Origin of the sequence: Streptomyces sp. NPDC058637 (assembly GCF_042717325.1) — a bacterium.
In the GTDB taxonomy this organism is placed as follows: Bacteria; Actinomycetota; Actinomycetes; order Streptomycetales; family Streptomycetaceae; genus Streptomyces.
Map to the genome: position 1 here is coordinate 23,263 of NZ_JBHXRD010000037.1, position 20,871 is coordinate 44,133.

Here is a 20,871-nt window from a genome sequence, read left to right on the forward strand (position 1 = left end):
CGGACAACGGGAGCGGTCGCCCCCGCCCACCACGGCACAAGGGTGCTCGACCACACCAGGAGGCAAAGTGAACGGCGATCGGGACGAGATCCGCGGGGGATGGAACACGCCCGTCGACGAGTCGTCCGACGCGGAGCCCGCAGAGATGACGGGTGAGTTCACCATCGACTACACCCCGCCCGCCTGGTACACGCAGAGCGCGTCGGGGGACTCGTCGGGCGGGGCCGGGTCGCATCTGGCGCCGCCTCCGCCGCCGCACGGGGCTCCGGTGCCCGGGCTGCCCGCCGGGGGCGGATTCGAGCCGAGCTGGTCGCCGGCTCCGCCCGCGCCCTCTGCGCCTCCCGCGCCCTCTGCGCCGTCCGTACCGTCCGAGACCGGGGCGGCGGGTGCGGCCTCGGTGTCGGGTCCGACTCCGGCTCCGCCTCCGACACCGGCTTCGACTTCGGCCGGTTCCGAGGGAACGGGTGCCGGGAGCGGTGCGCCGGATCCGTTCGGCGGCGGTGATCTGGAGAGTGGCGCGACGATGCGGTTCTCCCCCGCCGCGCTGAAGCGGGAGATCGCGGATCGCGAGGCGGCGGCAGAGGCCGCGGTCTCGCCCGCTTCCGTTGCTGACGCGCCCTCGGCCGAGACGGCGCAGGACGCCACGGACGGTTCCGCTGCCGAGCCCGGGCACATCGACGCGGACCCGTCCGTTCCGGTGAACGAGAGGGCCGGCGAGTCCGAGGAGACCGCGGACGCCTCCGCCCCGGACCCGGGCACCGGCACCGACGCGGATTCCGTTCCGGCGGCCTCCGAGGCGCCGGCGACGGACACCCCGAAGGCCGACGAGCCCGTGGACCGCGCCGGCCTCACCACGGACGCGGCACCCCAGGGCGCGCCTCCCGCCGACGCCCCTCCCGCCGACGCCCCTCCCGCCGACGCCCCCCAGTACGCCGAGCGGTCGAACGTACCGGCGCCGTGGTCCCCCGCACCGCCCGCGCCGGGCGCCGTTCCGCCGCTGCCCCCGGCCTTCCAGCCGGCCGCGCCGCAGCCCGGCGCGCCCCAGCCCGCACCGCAGTGGCCCGCGCAGGCGCCGACGCCCGCGCCCCGACCGCCGGCCCATCCTCAGGTTCCGTCGCCGCAGCATGGTTACGGGTTCCCTCAGGCGCCGCCGCAGCAGTTCCCGGCGCAGGGCGCACCTCAACTGCCCCCGGCCCAGGCGCAGCCCCAGCCGCAGCCCGGTTACGGCTTCCCACCGCAGGGGCAGCCGCAGCCCGGTTACGGCTTCCCACCGCAGGGGCAGCCGCAGCCTGGGGGCTTCCCCCCGCAGGCCCCGCAGCTGCCCGCGCAGAGCGCCCCGCTCCCTCCGCAAATCCCGCAGCAGCCTGCCCAGGCCACGCCCGACCTGCCCGCTCCGGCCGCACCGCACCAGCCGCCCCAGCAGCAGTACCAGCCCCAGCAGCCCGGGGCGTACCAGCCCCAGCAGCCCGCCCCCCAGGCCCCGCCCGCCGATCCGCGTGCCGGAGCCGCCTGGCCCACCCCGGTGACCCACGACCAGCGTGAGCGTTCCGTGCCGGGCGCCCCCCTCGGTTACACGGCCGCGGTCGAGCTCTCCTCCGACCGGCTGGTCAGGGGCAAGCAGAAGGCGAAGAGCAGCCGCAACCCCTCCGGTGCGTCCCGCTTCAAGCTGGGCGGCAGGAAGGAGGAGATCGAGCGGCAGCGCAAGCTGGAGCTGATCCGCACCCCGGTGCTGTCCTGCTACCGGATCGCGGTCATCAGCCTCAAGGGCGGCGTCGGCAAGACCACGACGACGACCGCGCTCGGCTCGACCCTGGCCACCGAGCGGCAGGACAAGATCCTCGCCATCGACGCCAACCCGGACGCCGGTACGCTCGGTCGCCGGGTGCGCCGTGAGACCGGGGCCACCATCCGCGACCTGGTCCAGGCGATCCCGTACCTCAACTCGTACATGGACATCCGCCGCTTCACCTCGCAGGCATCCTCCGGTCTGGAGATCATCGCCAACGACGTGGACCCGGCGGTCTCCACGACGTTCAACGACGAGGACTACCGCCGGGCGATCGACGTCCTGGGCAAGCAGTACCCGATCATCCTCACCGACTCGGGCACCGGTCTGCTCTACAGCGCGATGCGCGGTGTGCTGGACCTCGCCGATCAGCTGATCATCATCTCGACGCCGTCCGTCGACGGCGCGTCCAGCGCGTCCACCACGCTGGACTGGCTGTCGGCGCACGGCTACGCGGACCTGGTGCAGCGTTCGCTCACCGTCATCTCCGGTGTCCGCGAGACCGGAAAGATGATCAAGGTCGACGACATCGTCCAGCACTTCGAGACGCGCTGCCGCGGTGTGGTGGTCGTGCCGTTCGACGAGCACCTGTCGGCGGGCGCCGAGGTCGACCTCGACATGATGCGTCCGAAGACGCGCGAGGCGTACTTCAACCTCTCCGCACTCGTCGCCGAGGACTTCCAGCGGGCCCAGCAGCAGCAGGGGCTGTGGACGGCGGAGGGCGGCAACCCGCCGCCGCAGTTCGCCCCGCCGATGCCCGGTCCGCAGCAGTACGCACCTCAGCCGCAGCCCGGACAGCAGCCGTACCCGGGGCAGCCGCAGCCCGGACAGCCCCAGCAGCCGTACCCGGGGCAGCACCCCCAACAGCCGTATCCGCAGCAGCCGTACGGAGGACAACCGCCGTACGGGGGGCAGCAGCCGTACGGGGGCCAGCAGCCTCCGCAGCAGCAGGGCGCGGCCCCGCAGCAGCCGTATCCGCAGCACCCGGGTCAGGGTGTGCAGCACAACGGCTGGCAGCAGTCACCGCCCTCCCAGGCACAGCCGGGCGCGAACCCGGCCGGGCTCCCTCCGGGGGCCCCGCACGCCGATGGCCAGGCACATCAGCCCGGACAGCGCGAACTGCAAGGGCCCGTTCCGCCGGCGGGCCGGCAGCAGTACCCTCCGCAGCCACCGCCGGCGCCCCAGCAGTAAGACAGGAGAGGTCTAAACCAATGAGGGCCCGCACCGTTCCCACGGTGCGGGCCCTTCTTGCATTCCCGCAGACCACACGCGGTTTGGCGGACCGTTGACGTGACTCGACCGGCGCTGATAAACCTTCGCTTCACCAGCTGGCGAACCAGAGATCTGCCCGCCTTCACCGTGCGAGTCATGACGCGAGGTCTACGTCCTATGGTCACAAGATTCCCCCCACGCCCTCCCCGCCCGCGGGGCCGCGTGCGCATCCTCCTCGCCTCCGGAGCCGCCGCGCTGGCGCTGGCCGCCGGATCGGTCGTCCCGGGCAACCCGGTCGGTCCCGCCGCGCAGGAGGCACAGGCGGCCGACGGGAAGTCGACGCTCACGATCGCGGTCGCGCAGAGCGTGGACTCCCTGAGCCCGTTCCTCGCGCAGCGGCTGCTCTCCACGAGCATCCACCGGCTGATGTACGACTACCTCACCAACTACGACGCCAAGGACAGCCACACGATCCCCGGGCTCGCCACCGAGTGGGAGACCTCGGCGGACAAGCTGACGTGGACGTACACCATCCGGGACGACTCGAAGTGGTCGGACGGCGAGAAGGCGACCGCCGAGGACGCGGCGTGGACCTTCAACAAGATGATGACCGACGAGGCCGCCGCCACGTCGAACGGCAGCTTCGTCGGAAACTTCGAGAAGGTGACCGCGCCGAGTCCGGACAAGCTGGTCATAGAGCTGAAGAAGCCTCAGGCCACGATGACGGCGCTGGATGTGCCCATCGTCCCCCAGCACGTCTGGGAGGAGGTCGGCGACTTCTCCAAGTTCAACAACGACACGAAGTTCCCGATCGTCGGCAACGGGCCGTTCATCCTGACGGACTACAAGGTCGACAGCTATGTGAAGCTGAAGGCCAACAAGGACTTCTGGCGTGGCGCGCCCAAGTTCGACGAGCTCGTCTTCCGGTACTACAAGGACCAGGACGCGGCCGTCGCCGCCCTCCGAAAGGGTGAAGTCTCCTTCGTCGCCGGCAGCCCGGGCCTGACGCCCGCGCAGGCCGCCTCGCTGAAGACCGCCGAGAACATCAAGGTGAACGACGCCCCGGGCCGGCGCTTCTACGCGCTGGCCACCAACCCGGGCGCGCGGACCAAGGACGGCACGAAGTTCGGCGACGGGCATCCGGCGCTGCTGGACCAGAAGGTCCGTCAGGCGCTCTTCATGGCAGTCGACCGCACGACCATCATCGACAAGGTCTTCCAGGGGCACGCCACAGAGGGCGAGGGTTACATCCCGCCCCGCTACGGCTCGTACTTCTGGAAGCCGACGGCCGAGCAGAAGCTCGCCTACGACCCGGCGAAGGCCGCCGCCCTCCTCGACCAGGCCGGTTACAAGAAGAACAGCGCCGGCAAGCGGGCCGGCAAGGACGGCAGGCCGCTCGACTTCCGCATCCTGTGCCACGCCACGGACCCGAACGACAAGGCGATCGGCAAGTACCTCCAGGAGTGGTGGGGCGACCTCGGCATCGGCCTCAAGGTCGACTGCCGCGACAACGTCTCCGACCCCTGGTACGCGGGTGAGTACGACCTCGCCTTCGACGGCTGGTCCGTCAACCCGGACCCCGACTTCGTCATGTCGATCCACACCTGCGCGGCCCTCCCGGCCAAGGCGAAGGAGTCGGCGGCGACCGACAACTTCATCTGCGACAAGCAGTACGACGAGCTCTACGCGAAGCAGCTCGCGGAGTACGACCCCGCCAAACGGGCTGACCTCATCAAGCAGATGGAGTCGCGGCTGTACGACACGGGGTACATGAATGTCATGGCGTACCCGAATGCCGTCGAGGCCTACCGCACCGACCAGATCAAGTCCATCACGACGATGCCCTCCGACGCGGGGAACATCTTCGGCCAGGACGGTTACTGGAGCTGGTGGTCGGCGGTCCCGGCCGCCGGCGCGTCGGGCGATTCGTCCGGCGACAGCGGCAGCTCCACCGGAGTCCTCATCGGTGTCGGGATCGCCGTAGTCGTCCTCGCCGGTGGCGGACTGCTGTTCGCCATGCGTCGTCGTTCCACCGCGGAAGACCGTGAATAGTCCATGAGCACAGACAGCACTCCCGCGCTCCTGAAGGGCGCCGCGGGCGTGGACGCTGTGCGGACCGGCGGCCCGGCTCCGGCCGGGCCGCCGGCCCGCGGTCCGCGTTCCCGCAGCACGACCGCGTACCTCCGTTATGTGGCGGGCAAGCTGGCCGGTGCGGCCGTCTCGCTGTTCGCCGTGCTCGTCACCAGCTTCTTCCTCTTCCGCCTGATCCCGGGCGACCCGGTCAAGCAGATGACCGGCGGCCGGCAGGTCTCCACCGAGCAGATCGCCGCGATGCGTCGGGAGTTCGGGCTGGACCTGCCGCTCTGGCAGCAGTTCACCGAGTACTGCGGCAAGGCCCTGACCGGGGACTTCGGCACGTCGTACCAGTTCCGCGCCCCCGTCATGGACAAGATCTCCGAGGCGCTCCCCGCGACGCTGCTGCTGACGGGCACCGCCTTCGTGATCTACACGGTGATCGGCATCTGGCTGGGTGCCAGGTCCGCCTGGCGCAACGGCTCGGCCGGTGACCGCTTCCACACGGCCTTCGCCCTGACGCTGTACTCGGTGCCGTCGTTCTGGCTCGGCCTCCTCCTGATCATCACCCTGTCGGTGGGCATCGGCCCGATCCCCGGGCTCTTCCCGACCGGCGGCATGGAGTCCGGCAGTTCGAGCGGCTTCGGTTACGTCCTGGACGTGGCCCACCACCTGGTGCTTCCGGTCGTCACCCTCGTCGCCGTCGAGTACGCGCGCACCCTGCTGGTGATGCGCTCCTCGCTGCTCGACGAGATGGGCAGCGACTATCTGACGACGGCACGGGCGAAGGGGCTGCGCGACGATCTCGTACGCCGACGCCACGCCGTGCCGAACGCGATGCTGCCCACGGTGACGCTGCTGTTCGTCAACCTGGGCAACACGGTGGCGGGAGCGATCCTGGTGGAGACGGTGTTCTCCTGGCCCGGCCTCGGCGGGCTCTTCTACCAAGCCTTGAGCGTGCCCGATCTGCCGTTGGTGCAGGCCCTGTTCTTCGTCTTCGCCGCCGCGGTGATCCTGATGAACACCCTGGCCGACGTGATCTATCCGCTCCTCGATCCCCGGGTGGGCCGATGACGACCACGACCGACGCGGCGCCGGCCGCCGGCCCGCGCGCCCTCACCTGGGCCCGCAGGCGACAGGCCGCCGCCCGCTTCTGGCGCCAATACCGCGGCCACCGGGCCGGCCTCGCCGGTCTCGCCGTGCTCGCGCTGATCGCCCTGACCGCGCTGTTCGCCCCGCTGCTGGTGGGCACGGACTCGCAGAGCGTCACGGACGCTCCCGGCGGGCCGCTGGAGTCGCCGAGCGGCGCGTTCCCGCTCGGCACCGACCAGTTCGGCCGCAGTCTGCTGGCCCTGCTGGTCTGGGGGACGCGGGTCTCGCTGACCGTCGGGCTGCTCGCGGCGTTCCTCTCGGTGGCCATCGGCACTCTGGTGGGCATCACGGCCGGCCACTTCAAGGGCTGGTACGGCAACGTCGTCATGCGGATCACCGACTGGTTCCTGGTGATGCCGACCCTGGTACTGGCCATCGCGCTGGCGACCGTGCTGTCGCGGTCGCTCTGGACGACGATCCTCGCCATCGGTGTCACGACGTGGCCGACGACCGCGCGGCTGGTCCGGGCGCAGACACTGTCCGTCGAGTCGCGGCCTTACATCGAGCGCTCCCAGGCGCTCGGCGGTGGCCACGGCCACATCATGTCCCGTCATGTGCTGCCCAACGTCATGCCGCTGGTGCTCGCCCAGACCACACTGGTGATCTCGACCGCCATCCTCACCGAGGCGACCCTCGCCTTCCTCGGGCTGGGCGATCCCACGGTCGTCTCCTGGGGCGGGCTGCTCCAGGACGCCCGTGAGGCCGGGGCGGTCAGCTCGGGCAACTGGTGGTACCTCGCCCCGCCCGGACTCGCCATCGCTGTCGTCGCCCTCGCGTTCACGCTGTGCGGCCGCACCGTCGAGTCCGTGCTCAACCCCAAGCTGGGGGTGACCCGTTGACCGCCGTGAAGACGGAGACCATGACGGAGCCGGAGGTCCGGCAGCCGCTGCTCGACGTCCGCGACCTCCATGTCACGTACGGCACGGGGGCCTCGGCCGTCCCTGCCGTACGGGGCGTCGATCTGCGGGTCGAGGCCGGCCAGAAGCTCGGCATCGCCGGGGAGTCCGGCTGCGGGAAGTCGACGCTGGCGCTCGCGCTGCTGCGGCTGCTGCCCGCGACCGCGACCCTCAGCGGCCAGATCCTGCTGGACGGTGAGGACGTCCTCACCATGAAGTGGGGCCGGCTGCGCGCGGTGCGCTGGGCCGGGGCCTCGATCGTCTTCCAGGGCGCGATGCACTCGCTGAACGCGGTGCACCGGATCGGGGACCAGATCGCCGAGCCGATCCTGCTGCACGGGAAGGCCACCCAGGCCGCCGCGCACGAGCGGGCCGGCGAGCTGCTGGAGCAGGTGGGCCTTCCGGCCGCGCGGGCGGACGCCTATCCCCATGAGCTGTCGGGCGGCCAGCGCCAGCGCGTGATGATCGCCATGGCGCTGGCCTGCGACCCGCGGCTGATCATCGCCGACGAGCCGACCACCGCGCTGGACGTGATGATCCAGGCGCAGATCCTGCGACTGATCGAGCAGCTCGTCGCGGACCAGGACCTCGGTCTGATCATGATCAGCCACGACCTCGCGGTGCTCTCCGACACCTGCGACCGGCTGTCGGTGATGTACGCGGGACGGGTCGTCGAGGAGGGGCCCGCCAAGCAGGTGTACGAGAACGCCCGGCACCCCTACGGCAACGCGCTGTCGGCGGCCTTCCCCCGGATCGGGGACCTCTCGTCCCGGCACGCGCCGCGCGGTCTGCCGGGCGACCCGCCGGACCCGTCGGCGCTGCCGTCCGGCTGTACGTTCCATCCGCGCTGCCCGGTGGCACTGGACTCCTGCGCCACCGAGGACCAGGAGCTGCGGCCCGCCGGTGAGCACCGGAGGGCGGCCTGCGTGCTGATGGACCCGGACGCCGTCACGACGGCCCGGCCGCATGACGGCGACACGGCAAGGAGCACCTCATGACCGCCACTCCCCCGGCCCCCCTGCTCAGCGCGGAGGCCCTGAGGGTCGCCTTCCCCGGGCGGCGCGGGGCGGCGACGGCGCGTGCCGTCGACGGCGTCGACCTCGACATCCGGCCCGGCGAGATCGTCGCCCTGGTCGGCGAGTCCGGCTGCGGCAAGACGACGCTGGCCCGCTCCCTGCTGGGCCTGGTGCCGCCCACGTCCGGCCGGGTCACGTTCGGCGGCAAGCCGCTCGACTACTCGGGCCGGGCGCTCAAGGCGTACCGCAAGCGGGTGCAGCTGGTGCTGCAGGACCCCAGCGGCTCCCTCAACCCCCGGCACACGGTGTACGACGCGGTGGCGGAGGGCCTGCGCATCCACGGGTCCGCGGGCGACGAGCGGACCGCGGTGGCGGGGGCGCTGGCGCGTGCGGGGCTCCGGCCCCCGGAGCGGTTCTTCCTGCGCTATCCGCACGAGCTGTCCGGCGGCCAGCGTCAGCGCGTGGTGATCGCGGGCGCGCTGGTCCTGGAGCCGGAGCTCATCGTCGCGGACGAGCCGGTGGCGTCGCTCGACGCGTCGGTGCGCGGCGAGATCCTGGCCCTGCTGCTGCGGCTTCGCGACGAGCTGGGACTGTCGGCGCTGGTGGTCACGCACGACCTGGGGCTGGCGTGGAACATCGCGGACCGGGTGGCGGTGATGTATCTGGGCCGGATCGTCGAGACGGGTGACGTGGAGCAGATCCTCACGGCACCCCGGCACCCGTACACGCAGGCGCTGCTGTCCGTGCTGCCGGAGGCGGAGGGCGACCCGGTGATCCTGACCGGGGAACCGCCGGACCCGTCGAAGGTGCCTTCGGGCTGCCGGTTCCACGCCCGCTGCCAGATCCTCGCCTCGGGCGAGGCGGAACGCGCGGGAGTGGCGGACGCGTGCCGCACGAAGGACCTGCCGGTGCTGGAGGGCGGGGGCCGGACGCAGGTGGCCTGCCACTGGGCGGCGGCGCCGAAGCCCGAACCGGCTTCGGCCGGGGGCTGAGTGCGGCCGGCTGAGTCCGGCCGAAGGTCGGGAGCCGCGTCGAGCGGGCGTGGCCGCCCCGGTCCGTGTTCAGGGCCGGTGGTGGATCGTTCCGGTCAGTTCGGCCAGCGGGCGGCCCGTGCCGCCCCAGCGGTGCTGGATGATCTCGGCGGCGATGGAGACGGCCGTCTCCTCGGGCGTACGGGCGCCGAGGTCCAGGCCCACGGGTGAGGCGAGGCGGGCCAGTCCCGCCTCGTCCACCCCGGCGTCGCGGAGCCGTCGGATCCGGTCCTGGTGGGTGCGCCTGCTGCCCATCGCGCCGATGTACGCGGCGGGCGTGCGCAGCGCGGCGGCCAGCAGGGGCACATCGAACTTCGGGTCGTGCGTCAGCACGCAGATGACCGTGCGGGCGTCCACCGCGGTCGACTCCAGGTAGGTGTGCGGCCACGCGCAGACCACCTCGTCGGCCGTGGGGAAGCGCTCCCGGGTGGTGAAGGCCGGCCGTGCGTCGCAGACCGTCACGCGGTAACCGAGGAAGGAACCGATGCGCGCCGTGGCCGCCGCGTGGTCGATGGCCCCGAAGACGAGCATGCGGGGTGCCGGGGCGTACGCCTGGACGAAGACGGTGACGTCCTGCATCCGGCGTTCGCCGCGCGGGCCGTACCGCTGGGTTCCGGTGGCTCCCTGGGCGAGCAGCCCGCGCGCGTCGTCGGTGACGGCGGCGTCGAGCCCCTCGTCGCCGAGCGAGCCGGTCGCCCGGTCGGCCAGGACCGTCCGCGTGGCGCCCACGGGTGGCGTTCCGGAGACGACGGTGGCGACCGCCACGGGCTCCCCGCGGGCGATCGTGTCGACGAGCCCGCGCAGCCGGTCGCGGCCGTCCGCCGTGGTGTACGGCCGCACCAGGACGTCGATCGTGCCGCCACAGGTCAGTCCGGCCCCGAAGGCCTCGTCGTCGCTGATGCCGTACGTCCGCAGCAGCGGGACACCCGTGGCGAGCGCCTCGGCGGCGGCCTCGTACACATCGCTCTCGACGCACCCCCCGGAGACACTGCCCGCCACCGTCCCGTCGGCGGAGACCGCCATCACGGCACCGGGTGCGCGCGGGGCGCTGCCCCGGACCGCCACGACCGTGGCCAGGGCGAAGGGCGTAGCGGCGTCGTGCCAGGCGCGCAGATCCGACAGCAGTTCACGCACGGCGGACGACCTCCCGGCTCGACGGTCCTCCCCCTGACGATGCCCCGGGACGCCGCCGGGCGCACCGCGAGTGCGTCAGGCCGGGTCGTACGCGGCGATCAGCTCGCCGCACCGCTTCACGTCGGCGGCCATCGCCACGAGCAGGTCGTCGACCGAGTCGAACTTCAGCATGCCGCGTACGTACGCGAGGAAGTCGACCGCGACGTGCAGCCCGTACAGGTCGAGGCCGACACGGTCGATCGCGTACGCCTCCACCGTCCGCTCCGTGCCGTCGAAGTGCGGGTTCGTGCCGACGGAGATCGCGGCGGGCATGGCCTCGCCGTTCACGGTCAGCCAGCCCGCGTAGACCCCGTCGGCGGGGATCGCGGTGTGCGGGAGGGTCTCCACGTTCGCCGTCGGGAAGCCGAGCTCACGGCCTCGCTGCGCGCCGCGCACCACGATGCCCTCCACCCGGTGCGGGCGGCCGAGGATCTCGGCGGCTCCCGCCACATCGCCCTCGGCGACCAGCCGGCGGGTGAGGGTGGAGGAGAACGGCTCGCCGCCGCCCGCGTCCCCGCTCACGAAGAGGTCGATGACCTCGACGCGGTAGTCGTACGTCTCGCCGAGCTCGGCCAGCAGCGCGACGTTCCCCGCCGCCCGGTGCCCGAAGCGGAAGTTCGGGCCCTCGATGACCAGTTGTGCGTGCAGCTTGTCGACGAGGACCTTCGCGATGAAGTCGGCGGGCGCCAGCTTCGAGAACTCGGCGGTGAACGGCAGGATCAGCACCGCGTCCACGCCCAGGTCCGCCATCAGCTCGGCACGCCGGTGGTGCGGGGCGAGCAGCGGCGGGTGGGTACCGGGGCGGACGACCTCGCTGGGGTGCGGGTCGAAGGTGACGGCCACGGAGGGAGCCCCGAGCTCACGCGCCCGCTCGACGGCCCGGCCGATGATCAGCTGGTGCCCGCGGTGCACTCCGTCGTAGGAGCCGATGGTGACGACGCTGCGTCCCCAGTCCTCGGGGATGTCCTCCAAGCCGCGCCAGCACTGCACTGTGACCGCTCCTCGCCCGAACCTGTGTACGTGTGTATGTCCATTACGCAGGTCTAAGACTGCCATGCTCACGTCCCGCCGCCTGCATCGGCATCGGCAACCCGGACTGTGATCTGTCCATCGTTTCCATCGTCCGTCGGGCGCCGGGGCCCACGACGGCCGCCCACTCCTGTGGGGCGTCGTCCAGCCAGCCGGTGACGAGCGCCGCGAATCCGGGCACGTCACGGGCGAGTTCGACCAGTCCGCGGTCGAAGCGGGCGGCGCCTTCGGGCGTGCGTACGAGGAGCATGCCGGTACGGTGCACCAGCGCCCTCGTGCGGGCCTCGGGCCGTCGGCCGGATCCTCCCGCGGCGGCCCGGAGCAGGGCGCAGAGCACCTCGGGGTCCCTGCCGGTGTCCTGCTCGAAGTCCAGCAGCACCTCCAGCAGCTCGGCCCGGAGCGGGCGCGAGGCCGCGCTCCCCGGGGCGGCGAGCACCCGGGCCAGGGCGGCGCGTACCGGTGGCGGGGCGGGGCGGTCCCGCAGCAGCCCGGTCACCAGGGGCAGCAGCAGCGCGCGGGCGGCCGGGCTGTGCTCCAGCCGCAGCTCCACGTACGCGGCGGCCTGCGCACCGTCCTCGGGGTGGCTGTCGATGTACTGCCGTACGAGGCCGGGGGCGTGCAGGGCGAGGGCCGGGGTGTCCAGCCCCGCCAGCGCCCGCAGTACGTCGTCGGCGGCCTCCCCGGGCAGCGAGAGCCTGGCCCCCAGGGCGGCGAGCACCGGCTCCGGGAACTCAGTGAACACCTCGGCCGGCAGGGTCACGGGCAGCCCGCGGTCCCCCGCGGCGAAGGCCCGCAGGGCCTGGGGCAGGTAGCGGCCCCGCGTGCTGGGGTCCCGTACGAGGAGTGTGAGCGCCGGGGCGTGCAGGGCGGTGTCGTCGGGCCGGCCCAGCAGGACGAGCGCGGCGCCGCGCAGCAGGGCGCGGTCGGTCTCGGTGGTGGCGGGGCCCGCCGTGAGCGTGGCGTACAGCGCGGCGGCGGCGCGCCGTTCGGGGCACTCCTCGTCGCGTGCCCACCGGTCGACGGCCCGGCAGAGCGCGGACGGCTCGTCCTCGGCGAGCGCGGTGAGCAGTTCGGCGGCGCGTGGGTGGCCGGAGTCGACGAGCGCCTCGGTCAGGTCGTCGACGGCGAGGTCGCGGCGGGCGTACAGGAGGGCCTGTGCGGCGGCGGCCACGGTGAGCCTCATCCGCGCCCCGTCGCCGGCGGGCCGCGGGCTCGGGTCGGTGGTCAGCGGGGTCTCGTCGGTGAACCACCGGCAGAGCAGGCGCTGCACGGTCCGGGGGTGGGCGGTGAGGCGCCGGGCCACGGCGTCCAGATACCGCTCGCCGGAATGTGGGGAACCCTCCGGCTCCGGACAACCGTCGGGCCCCGGGGAACCGTCGAGGCATCCGTCGAGGCAGCGAGAACCCTCGGTGCGTGAAGGGCCGTCCGCGCGTGCGGGGACTCCGGCGCGCGGGGCGCCGTCCGCGGGCACGAGCCTGCGGAGCAGGTCGATCCGGTCGTCCTCGGGCAGCCGGATCCGCCGCCAGAACCACGGCCCGAACACGGCGTACGGCCCGAGCCCCGCCGGTCCGCCACCGGCCCGGGAACGCCGGGTGATCCGTCCGGTGAGCACCCGCAGCACCCCGAGGTACGGCCGTGCGTCGGGGACCCGCAGGAGGCTCTCCCGCAGCAGATGGGACGCCCACCACGAGGCGTCGGGGGGCCGGACCGCCGTCTCGCCGGCCTCCGCGGCGTGCAGCCGGTCCATCGCCTCGATGAGGTCGGCCATCCGGTGGGCCAGCGCGGCCGTCCCCTGGCGGCGCTCCAGCAGGAGCATGGCCTGGATGACCGGACCGATGCGGTGACGCGGGACGGGGAGGTTGCGGGGTTCCGCCCCCGGAGCCCCCGGAGCCCCCGGCGGATCCTCCGGCGGGGCGACCGACCGCAGCGCCTCCACGCTCCGGGAAGGCCCGGCAGGCCCGGAAGCCACGGCGGGCGAGGGCGTGCTCCGCGTGTGCCAGCGGTGCACCAGGGAGCGCAGCGCGGCGTCGAGGTCCAGGTGCGCGCCCTGGACCCAGTCGCCCAACTCCTCGTGGGCGAAGCGGTATCCGGCACCCGCCGGGGCCAGCAGCCCTTCGGTGAGGACGGCGGGGGCCCACCCCGTGCGCCAGGGGAAGATCTCCTCGAAGGTGGCCCGGTCCAACTCCCCCTGGCCCGGCCCGAGGCAGCGCCGGGCCGCCTCGTGGACCTGGCCCGCCACCTTGGCCGCGAGCCTGCGGACCGCGGTGCCCCGGAGCCGGGGCTCGGCCTCCGCCCCGATACGGACGGCGATCCGGACGCACGCCAGGTCCAGGTGGGCGGCGAAGACCTCCGACGTGCCGGGCCGGCCCGGCACGTCGGGCGGCAGCGCCGCCCGCACCTCGGCGAGCAGCCGCAGGGTGAGCGGATGCCGGTCGTGCCCCGGGGCGATGGCGTCCGGCGGAATGCCGTACCGCTCCCTGGCCCGCTCGGCCTGGTCCGCGGTCAGGTCGCCCAGTCGGACCGCGGGCGGCAGACCCCGGGCGGGCCGCTCGGGGCGGTGCAGGGCGTCCGGAGGGTAGAGCGCGCCTGCGGTCTCCCAGTGTTCCGGACGGCAGGCGACGACCATCCGCGCCCCGTGCGCCCGCAGCCACGCGGCCGTTCCCCGGGTCCATTCGGCGAGCCGGTGGGCCAGCAGCGGCGGCATCTCCTCGGGGCCGTCCACGACGACCAGCAGCGGGTGCCCGGACGCGGCGGCGAGGCCGGCCACCCGCTCGGGGGTGGCCGTCGTCATGTCACCCCGGGCCCCGGCCGCGGTGACGATCCGCCCGGAACCCCGGAGCGCCCGCGTCATCGCGTCGGCGACCGAGGTGTCGTCGGCGTACAGATCGGCGCCGCGCAGCCAGAGCGTGAGCGCCGGCACGGGCCCGTCGGCACGGCGGCCGGCCAGCGCGGCCAGTTCGGTGGTGCGGCCCGTCCCGGGACCTCCTACGAGCCCCAGGACGGGTCCTGTGCCCGCCTCGAAGGCGGTGAACTCCGCACCGACGTGGGGGCGTTCGACCGCTTCCGCGCCTGTCGGCCGGACCGTGTGGCCGAGCGAGGTGGCGGTCAGCTGGAGGGCACCCGCGAGGTTGAGGTCGCAGCCGTATCCGGGGACCCCGCCCGCGTTGCGGCGCAGCAGCTCGGCGAGCGGACCTTCGGCACCCCGGCCGTGCTCCCGGCCGACGAGCGGCACCGCGAGTCCCGCCGCCTCGTGCCCGGCCGTGAGCGCGGTGGAGAGCACGCCCAGGACGGCCCCGGTGCGTGGGTCGGTCACCGGACCGCCGACGGCCGCCCCGCCCGAGCGGAGCGCGTCGCGTCCGTCCGTGCCGAGGGCGAGCTCCAGCACCTCGCCCACCGGGTGGCTGCGCCCGCCCTCCGCGTACGTCGCCGGGGTCGTGCCGAGCACCCGCGCCTCCCGCCAGCCGTGGGCGGCGATCCGCACGTAGGTGCCCGTCCCGACCCGGTCGCGGACGGCGATGGGGAGCGGCTCCGCACCGAGGACCTCCGGCCCTCCGGTGCGCAGCAGGGCGAGCCCCAGAGCGGGCAGCGCTGTGATGTCGTCGGGCCCGACCGGGCAGCTACGGCCGTCCGCCGCGTGCAGCATCAAGGCCGTGGCGGAGCCGACGGCCTGGTGGCTGGTGACGACCGTCCCGCGGTCGTCCGCGACGAATCCCGTCCCTCGCGGCCGGCCGGCCCGATCGCAGATTCTCACCAGTTTCGACCGGTCCCCGCTACCCATGGTCCGACGGTAGGTCCCGGGTGATCGGTACGAGAAGCGCGAGGGGCCAAAGCGCCCCCCTCACACCCCTTCGTCACTCCGAGCGCCCGTCCATCGGGGTGAATTCGCAGTTCTCCGTGGACAGGAATGGTCGCGGGAGGGGGATCGTGGAGCGGGCACCGGGGGGCTGCCCGCTCCACGACGGACCGGCCCTCTCAGGGGCGGTCCTCAGGCGAAGACGGCGAGGCTCCTGGCCTTGCCCTTCTGCTCCTCGACGAGCACCAGGAAGGTCCCGTCGGGCCCGAAGACCCCGACCGGCCCCGGCGGATACGCCGGCATGTCGACCCGGACACCGTTGAGCAGCAGCTTGGCGCGCTTCTCGTCGACGTCCCAGCGGGGGAACGCCGAGGCCGCGGCCTCGGCCACCGGCATCACGGTCAGCTCCTGCTGGTGCTGTTCCAGCGTCCGGGCGGCGTCGATCCCGTACGGGCCGACCCGGGTGCGCCGCAGCGCGGTCAGGTGTCCGCCGACGCCGAGTCCGGCACCGAGGTCCCGGGCCAGGGCGCGGATGTACGTGCCCGAGGAGCAGACGACGGAGACGACCAGGTCGACGACGGGGGTGCCGTCCTCGGCGACCGCCTCGCGGACGTCGTAGACGCGGAAGGACGAGATGGTCACCGGCCGGGCCGGGATCTCGAACTCCTCGCCGCCGCGAACCCGGGCGTACGACCGCTTGCCGTCGATCTTGATGGCGCTGACCTTCGACGGCACCTGCATGATCGGGCCGCTCAGCGCGGCCACCCCGGCGTCGATGCCCTCACGGGTGACGCCCGAGGCGTCGGTGGACGAGGTGATCTCGCCCTCGGCGTCGTCGGTGACGGTGTCCTGGCCGAGCCGGATCGTACCGAGGTACTCCTTCTCGGTCAGGGCGAGGTGACCGAGTAGCTTGGTCGCCCTCTCGACGCCGAGCACCAGGACACCGGTCGCCATCGGGTCCAGCGTGCCGGCGTGGCCGACCCGCCGGGTGCGGGCGATGCCGCGCATCTTGGCCACGACGTCGTGCGAAGTGAAGCCGGACGGCTTGTCGACGATGACAAGGCCGTCCGGCGTTTTGTTCTGCGTCATGCGGAAGGTGAGCCCTCGCCGTTCTCGTCCTCGTCCTCCGGCTTGCGGTACGGGTCCGCGTCACCGGCGTACGCGGCGCCCGAGGAGGCCTCGCGGACCTTGGCGTCCGAGGCCCGGGCCCGGTCGAGGAGGTCCTCGATCGCCTTGGCGTTGTCCGGCAGGGCATCCGCCACGAAGGCGAGGGTCGGGGTGAACTTCGTCCCCGCCGCCGCGCCGACCGCCGAGCGCAGGATGCCCTTGGCGCTCTCCAGCCCGGCCGCCGCGGACGCCCGCTCCTCGTCGTCCCCGTAGACCGTGTAGAAGACCGTGGCCTCCCGCAGGTCGCCGGTGACCCGGGTGTCCGTGATGGTCACATGCGTGCCCAGACGCGGGTCCTTGATACCGCGCTGCAGTTTCTCGGCGACCACCACCTGGATGAGGTCTGCCAGCTTCTTTGCCCGCGCGTTGTCGGCCACTGGTCCGTCTCCTTCTTGAACGTGCTCAGTCTTCTTCGTCGTTGTGCAGCCGCCGCCGTACGGACAGCAGCTCCACCTCCGGCCGGCCTGCGACCATCCGCTCGCACCGGTCGAGTACGTCTGTGAGGTGCCCGGTGTCCCCGGAGACCACGGCAAGACCGATCCGGGCCCTGCGGTGGAGATCCTGGTCGCCCGTCTCCGCGACGCTCACCCCGAACTTGCGGTGGATCTCGGCGACGATCGGGCGGACGATGGAGCGTTTCTCCTTCAACGACCGTACGTCGCCGAGGAGCAGATCGAATGACAGTGTCCCCACATACATGTATGTCCGGATGTCCCGCCGGTTCGGGTTCGGGGGCTGTGGCCGGTGCCGGGGGTCCCCCGGACCGGCACAGCCACGCCCCGCCGTCACTCGGCGGGAACACCCGAACCGTACACGGAACGGCCGGGGCCGATCGACGGAAATACGACCCGTCGACCGGCCCCGACCGTGCAGGAGAGTCCGGGGGTCACCCCCCGGGGTTCTCCGTGGATCAGCCTCGCGGCTTCTCGCGCATCTCGTACGTCGCGATGACGTCGTCGATCTTGATGTCGTTGAAGTTTCCGAGGTTGATACCGCCCTCGAAGCCTTCGCGGATCTCGGTGACGTCGTCCTTGAAGCGGCGCAGACCGGAGATGTTGAGGTTCTCCGCGATGACCTTGCCGTCGCGGAGCAGGCGCGCCTTGGTGTTGCGCTTGACCTCGCCGGACCGGACCAGCACACCGGCGATGTTGCCCAGCTTGGACGAGCGGAAGATCTCGCGGATCTCCGCCGTACCGAGCTCGACCTCTTCGTACTCCGGCTTGAGCATGCCCTTGAGGGCCGCTTCGATCTCTTCGATCGCCTGGTAGATGACCGAGTAGTACCGGACGTCCACACCTTCGCGGTCGGCCATCTGCGCGGCACGCCCTGCGGCGCGCACGTTGAAGCCGATCACGATGGCGTCGGAGCCGGTCGCCAGGTCGATGTCCGACTCGGTGACCGCACCCACACCGCGGTGCAGGACCCGGATGTCGACCTCTTCACCGACGTCGAGCTGGAGCAGCGAGGACTCGAGGGCCTCCACCGAACCGGACGCGTCGCCCTTGATGATGAGGTTGAGCTCCTGGACCAGACCGGCCTTGAGCGCCTCGTCCAGGTTCTCCAGGGAGAACCGGACACCCTTGCGGGCGAAGTTGGCGTTGCGCTCACGAGCGGCACGCTTCTCGGCGATCTGACGGGCCGTACGGTCCTCGTCGACGACCAGGAAGTTGTCGCCGGCACCCGGGACGTTGGTGAGACCGAGCACGAGGACGGGGGTCGAGGGACCCGCTTCCTCCACGTTCTCGCCCTTGTCGTCGAGCATCGCGCGGACTCGTCCGTACGCGTCGCCGACCACCATGGTGTCGCCGACCCGCAGCGTGCCTCGCTGGACCAGGACGGTCGCGACGGCACCGCGGCCGCGGTCGAGGTGGGACTCGATCGCAATACCCTGCGCGTCCTGCTCCGGGTTGGCCCGCAGGTCGAGCGAGGCGTCGGCGGTGAGGACGACGGCCTCCAGAAGAGCCTCGATGTTGAGGCCCTGCTTGGCGGAGATGTCGACGAACATCGTGTCGCCGCCGTACTCCTCGGCCACCAGACCGAACTCGGTGAGCTGACCGCGCACCTTGGTCGGGTCCGCGCCCTCGACGTCGATCTTGTTGACCGCGACCACGATCGGCACGTCGGCCGCCTTGGCGTGGTTCAGCGCCTCGATCGTCTGGGGCATCACACCGTCGTTCGCCGCCACCACGAGGATCGCGATGTCGGTGGACTTCGCACCACGTGCACGCATGGCGGTGAACGCCTCGTGACCCGGGGTGTCGATGAAGGTGATCCTGCGGTCCTCGCCGTTGACCTCGGCGCCGACCTGGTAGGCACCGATGTGCTGCGTGATGCCGCCGGCCTCGCCCGCGATGACGTTCGTCTTGCGGATCGCGTCCAGCAGTCGGGTCTTACCGTGGTCGACGTGACCCATGACGGTCACGACCGGCGGACGCGAGACCAGAGCCTCTTCGCCGCCCTCGTCCTCACCGAACTCGATGTCGAAGGACTCGAGCAGCTCGCGGTCCTCCTCCTCCGGGCTGACGATCTCCAGGACGAAGTTCATCTCGTCCGCGAGCATCCTCAGCGTCTCGTCGGAGACGGACTGCGTGGCAGTGACCATCTCGCCGAGGTTCATCATCACGCCGACGAGCGACGCCGGGTTGGCGTTGATCTTCTCGGCGAAATCGGTGAGGGAGGCACCGCGCGACAGCCGGACAGCCTGTCCGTTGCCACGGGGCAGCATGACGCCGCCCACCGACGGGGCCTGCATGGCCTCGTACTCCTGGCGCCTCTGCCGCTTCGACTTGCGGCCACGACGCGCGGGACCACCGGGACGGCCGAACGCACCCTGTGTGCCACCACGGGCACCCGGGCCGCCGGGACGTCCACCGAAGCCGGGACGACCGCCGAAGCCGCCGCCACCACCGGGACGGCCCGCGCCGCCACCGCCACCGGGACCACCCGGACGGCCGGCGAAACCGCCGCCACCGCCACCGGGACCGGCCGGACGGCCTGCGAAGCCGCCGCCACCGGGACGACCGCCGCCGCCACCGCCGGGACGGCCCGCGCCGCCACCGGCGCCGGGACCACGGCCACCGCCACCGGGGCCACCGCCGGGACGCGGACCCGCGGCGGGACGCTGCGGCATCATGCCGGGGTTCGGACGGTTACCCGAGGGGGCACCGGCACCGCCGCCGGGACGCGGGGACTGCGGACGGGGCATGCCGCCCGGGGACGGACGTGCGCCGCCGGGGCCCTGAGGCCGTCCACTCTGTGCGGGACCACCCTGGGGGCGCGGGGCGCCGGGGCGCTCCTGACCGCCGCCGGGGCGCGGGGCACCGCCGGGACGGGGCGCCTGGGGGCGCGCCATGCCGGTGGAGCCGCCGGAGGTGAACGGGTTGTTACCGGGGCGGGGACCCGCCGGACGTGCGCCGCCGGGGCGCGGTGCGCCCTGGCCCGCGGGACGTGCCGGACGGTCGCCGCCGCGCTCGCCACCACGGCCGCCGTCACGCTCGCCACCGCGGCCACCGTCACGCTGACCGCCGGCCGGAGCCGGACGGGCGGGGCGGGGACCCGGGGTGGCACCCGCGGGACGCGGGGCCTGGGGCTGCTGGGGTGCGGCCGGCTGGGCCGGTGCCGGAGCCGAGAACTCGGCGGCGGGCACCGGGGTGACCGGAGCGGGCTTGGGAGCCGGCTTCGGACCCGGACGCGGGCCTGCGGACGGCGCGGAGGGCGCCGCGGGGGCGCTGCTCTCGGGAACCTCGGCGGCGGCCGGCTTGGGGGCCGGGACGCCGGGCTTCGGGGCAGCGGGACGTGCCGCAGCGGCCGGGGAGGGCGCTGCGGGCTTGGAAGGGGCGGCCTTGCGGGGCGCGCCAGGCTTTGCAGCGGACTTGCCGGCGTTGCCACCGGGACCCTGCAGTGCGTCAGTCAACTTGCGTACGACCGGCGCCTCGATGGTCGAGGACGCCGAACGGACGAATTCACCGAGTTCTTGGAGCTTGGCCATGACGACCTTGCTCTCCACCCCGAACTCCTTGGCGAGTTCGTATACCCGGACCTTAGCCACTTCGCTCCTTTTAGGTCCGGGTTACCGCCGGACCGTCGCTACTTCATGGGCGTACTCATCGCGTACTCATCGAGTGCTCATCGCAATCTCGACCTACTTCCAACTCGCGAGGTACCTGACCGCACGGGGACCCGTGCCGTTCACTTTTCTTGCGGTGTCACCCGCTCGACGAACCGCTGCAGTGCCGCGGAATCGAACGGCCCCTTGGCCTTGAAGGCCCGGGGGAACGCCCGGCGGCGAACCGCCAGGTCGAGACAGACAGAGACCGGGTGCACGTACGCACCCCGGCCGGGCAGCGTACCGCGTGGATCAGGGACGACTTCTCCCTTGTCCACCACGATGCGCAGCAGCTCGCTCTTGGCCGCCCGCTCCCGGCATCCCACACAGGTTCGTTCGGGGCAAGCGCGGGCGTGCGTCCGGCCAGACACGTTTAAGTCTACCTCCCCGCACCGACCTCACCCCTTCGGGGCAAGAATCGAACGGATGTTGTCGTGA

At 72.7% G+C, this 20,871-nt stretch carries 14 protein-coding genes; 6 read left to right on the plus strand and 8 right to left on the minus strand.

Features of this window, described 5'->3' with window-relative positions:
- Positions 1 to 67 precede the first annotated feature (67 nt).
- From ACFWVP_RS29330 to ACFWVP_RS29355, 6 genes are all read left to right on the plus strand, one after another.
- Positions 68 to 2,977 carry an SCO5717 family growth-regulating ATPase gene (locus tag ACFWVP_RS29330; protein WP_384500988.1) on the plus strand — a complete coding sequence of 970 codons (2,910 nt, stop codon included), beginning with the start codon at positions 68 to 70 and terminating at the stop codon, positions 2,975 to 2,977.
- Between the two features lie 198 nt (positions 2,978 to 3,175).
- The gene (locus ACFWVP_RS29335; protein ID WP_384500989.1) at positions 3,176 to 5,050 is read left to right on the plus strand and encodes an ABC transporter substrate-binding protein; all 1,875 of its coding nucleotides are present in this window, start codon (positions 3,176 to 3,178) and stop codon (positions 5,048 to 5,050) included.
- A gap of 3 nt (positions 5,051 to 5,053) precedes the next feature.
- On the plus strand, positions 5,054 to 6,145 hold the full coding sequence (locus ACFWVP_RS29340; protein WP_384500990.1) for an ABC transporter permease: 1,092 nt from the start codon (positions 5,054 to 5,056) through the stop codon (positions 6,143 to 6,145).
- Positions 6,142 to 7,062 (plus strand): ABC transporter permease, encoded by a 921-nt coding sequence (locus ACFWVP_RS29345; RefSeq protein WP_384500991.1) that lies wholly within the window; start codon positions 6,142 to 6,144, stop codon positions 7,060 to 7,062. The genes ACFWVP_RS29340 and ACFWVP_RS29345 overlap by 4 nt, the downstream gene beginning before the upstream one ends.
- On the plus strand, positions 7,059 to 8,117 hold the full coding sequence (locus tag ACFWVP_RS29350) for an ABC transporter ATP-binding protein (RefSeq protein WP_384500992.1): 1,059 nt from the start codon (positions 7,059 to 7,061) through the stop codon (positions 8,115 to 8,117). The genes ACFWVP_RS29345 and ACFWVP_RS29350 overlap by 4 nt, the downstream gene beginning before the upstream one ends.
- Positions 8,114 to 9,127, plus strand: a complete 1,014-nt coding sequence (locus ACFWVP_RS29355; protein WP_384500993.1) for an oligopeptide/dipeptide ABC transporter ATP-binding protein — start codon at positions 8,114 to 8,116, stop codon at positions 9,125 to 9,127. The genes ACFWVP_RS29350 and ACFWVP_RS29355 overlap by 4 nt, the downstream gene beginning before the upstream one ends.
- A 69-nt stretch (positions 9,128 to 9,196) precedes the next feature.
- Here ACFWVP_RS29355 and ACFWVP_RS29360 read toward each other — a convergent pair whose 3' ends face one another.
- From ACFWVP_RS29360 to ACFWVP_RS29395, 8 genes are all read right to left on the minus strand, one after another.
- Positions 9,197 to 10,300, minus strand: a complete 1,104-nt coding sequence (locus tag ACFWVP_RS29360; RefSeq protein WP_384500994.1) for an XdhC family protein — start codon at positions 10,298 to 10,300, stop codon at positions 9,197 to 9,199.
- Positions 10,301 to 10,375: 75 nt separating this feature from the next.
- Positions 10,376 to 11,329, minus strand: coding sequence for a bifunctional riboflavin kinase/FAD synthetase (locus ACFWVP_RS29365; protein WP_384500995.1), 954 nt, complete (start codon positions 11,327 to 11,329; stop codon positions 10,376 to 10,378).
- A gap of 43 nt (positions 11,330 to 11,372) precedes the next feature.
- Positions 11,373 to 15,146 (minus strand): trypsin-like peptidase domain-containing protein, encoded by a 3,774-nt coding sequence (locus ACFWVP_RS29370; RefSeq protein ID WP_384500996.1) that lies wholly within the window; start codon positions 15,144 to 15,146, stop codon positions 11,373 to 11,375.
- A gap of 207 nt (positions 15,147 to 15,353) precedes the next feature.
- Positions 15,354 to 16,250 (minus strand): tRNA pseudouridine(55) synthase TruB, encoded by an 897-nt coding sequence (gene truB / locus ACFWVP_RS29375; RefSeq protein ID WP_384500997.1) that lies wholly within the window; start codon positions 16,248 to 16,250, stop codon positions 15,354 to 15,356.
- The gene (gene rbfA / locus ACFWVP_RS29380; RefSeq protein WP_384500998.1) at positions 16,247 to 16,705 is read right to left on the minus strand and encodes a 30S ribosome-binding factor RbfA; all 459 of its coding nucleotides are present in this window, start codon (positions 16,703 to 16,705) and stop codon (positions 16,247 to 16,249) included. The genes truB and rbfA overlap by 4 nt, the downstream gene beginning before the upstream one ends.
- Before the next feature lie 25 nt (positions 16,706 to 16,730).
- A complete protein-coding gene (locus ACFWVP_RS29385; RefSeq protein WP_384500999.1) occupies positions 16,731 to 17,027 on the minus strand; it encodes a DUF503 domain-containing protein in 297 nt (98 codons plus the stop codon).
- Positions 17,028 to 17,238: 211 nt separating this feature from the next.
- Positions 17,239 to 20,376 (minus strand): translation initiation factor IF-2, encoded by a 3,138-nt coding sequence (infB, locus tag ACFWVP_RS29390; RefSeq protein WP_384501000.1) that lies wholly within the window; start codon positions 20,374 to 20,376, stop codon positions 17,239 to 17,241.
- A gap of 140 nt (positions 20,377 to 20,516) precedes the next feature.
- Positions 20,517 to 20,804: a YlxR family protein gene (locus ACFWVP_RS29395; RefSeq protein ID WP_384501001.1), complete on the minus strand. Its 288-nt coding sequence runs from the start codon at positions 20,802 to 20,804 to the stop codon at positions 20,517 to 20,519.
- Positions 20,805 to 20,871: the final 67 nt, after the last annotated feature.

Bases quoted from the DNA above. Each gene is read 5' to 3' on its own strand.
- ACFWVP_RS29385 (WP_384500999.1), bottom strand. From the start codon at position 17,027: ATGTATGTGGGGACACTGTCATTCGATCTGCTCCTCGGCGACGTACGG.
- ACFWVP_RS29340 (WP_384500990.1), top strand. From the start codon at position 5,054: ATGAGCACAGACAGCACTCCCGCGCTCCTGAAGGGCGCCGCGGGCGTG.
- truB (WP_384500997.1), bottom strand. From the start codon at position 16,250: ATGACGCAGAACAAAACGCCGGACGGCCTTGTCATCGTCGACAAGCCG.
- ACFWVP_RS29355 (WP_384500993.1), top strand. From the start codon at position 8,114: ATGACCGCCACTCCCCCGGCCCCCCTGCTCAGCGCGGAGGCCCTGAGG.
- ACFWVP_RS29345 (WP_384500991.1), top strand. From the start codon at position 6,142: ATGACGACCACGACCGACGCGGCGCCGGCCGCCGGCCCGCGCGCCCTC.
- ACFWVP_RS29370 (WP_384500996.1), bottom strand. From the start codon at position 15,146: ATGGGTAGCGGGGACCGGTCGAAACTGGTGAGAATCTGCGATCGGGCC.
- ACFWVP_RS29335 (WP_384500989.1), top strand. From the start codon at position 3,176: ATGGTCACAAGATTCCCCCCACGCCCTCCCCGCCCGCGGGGCCGCGTG.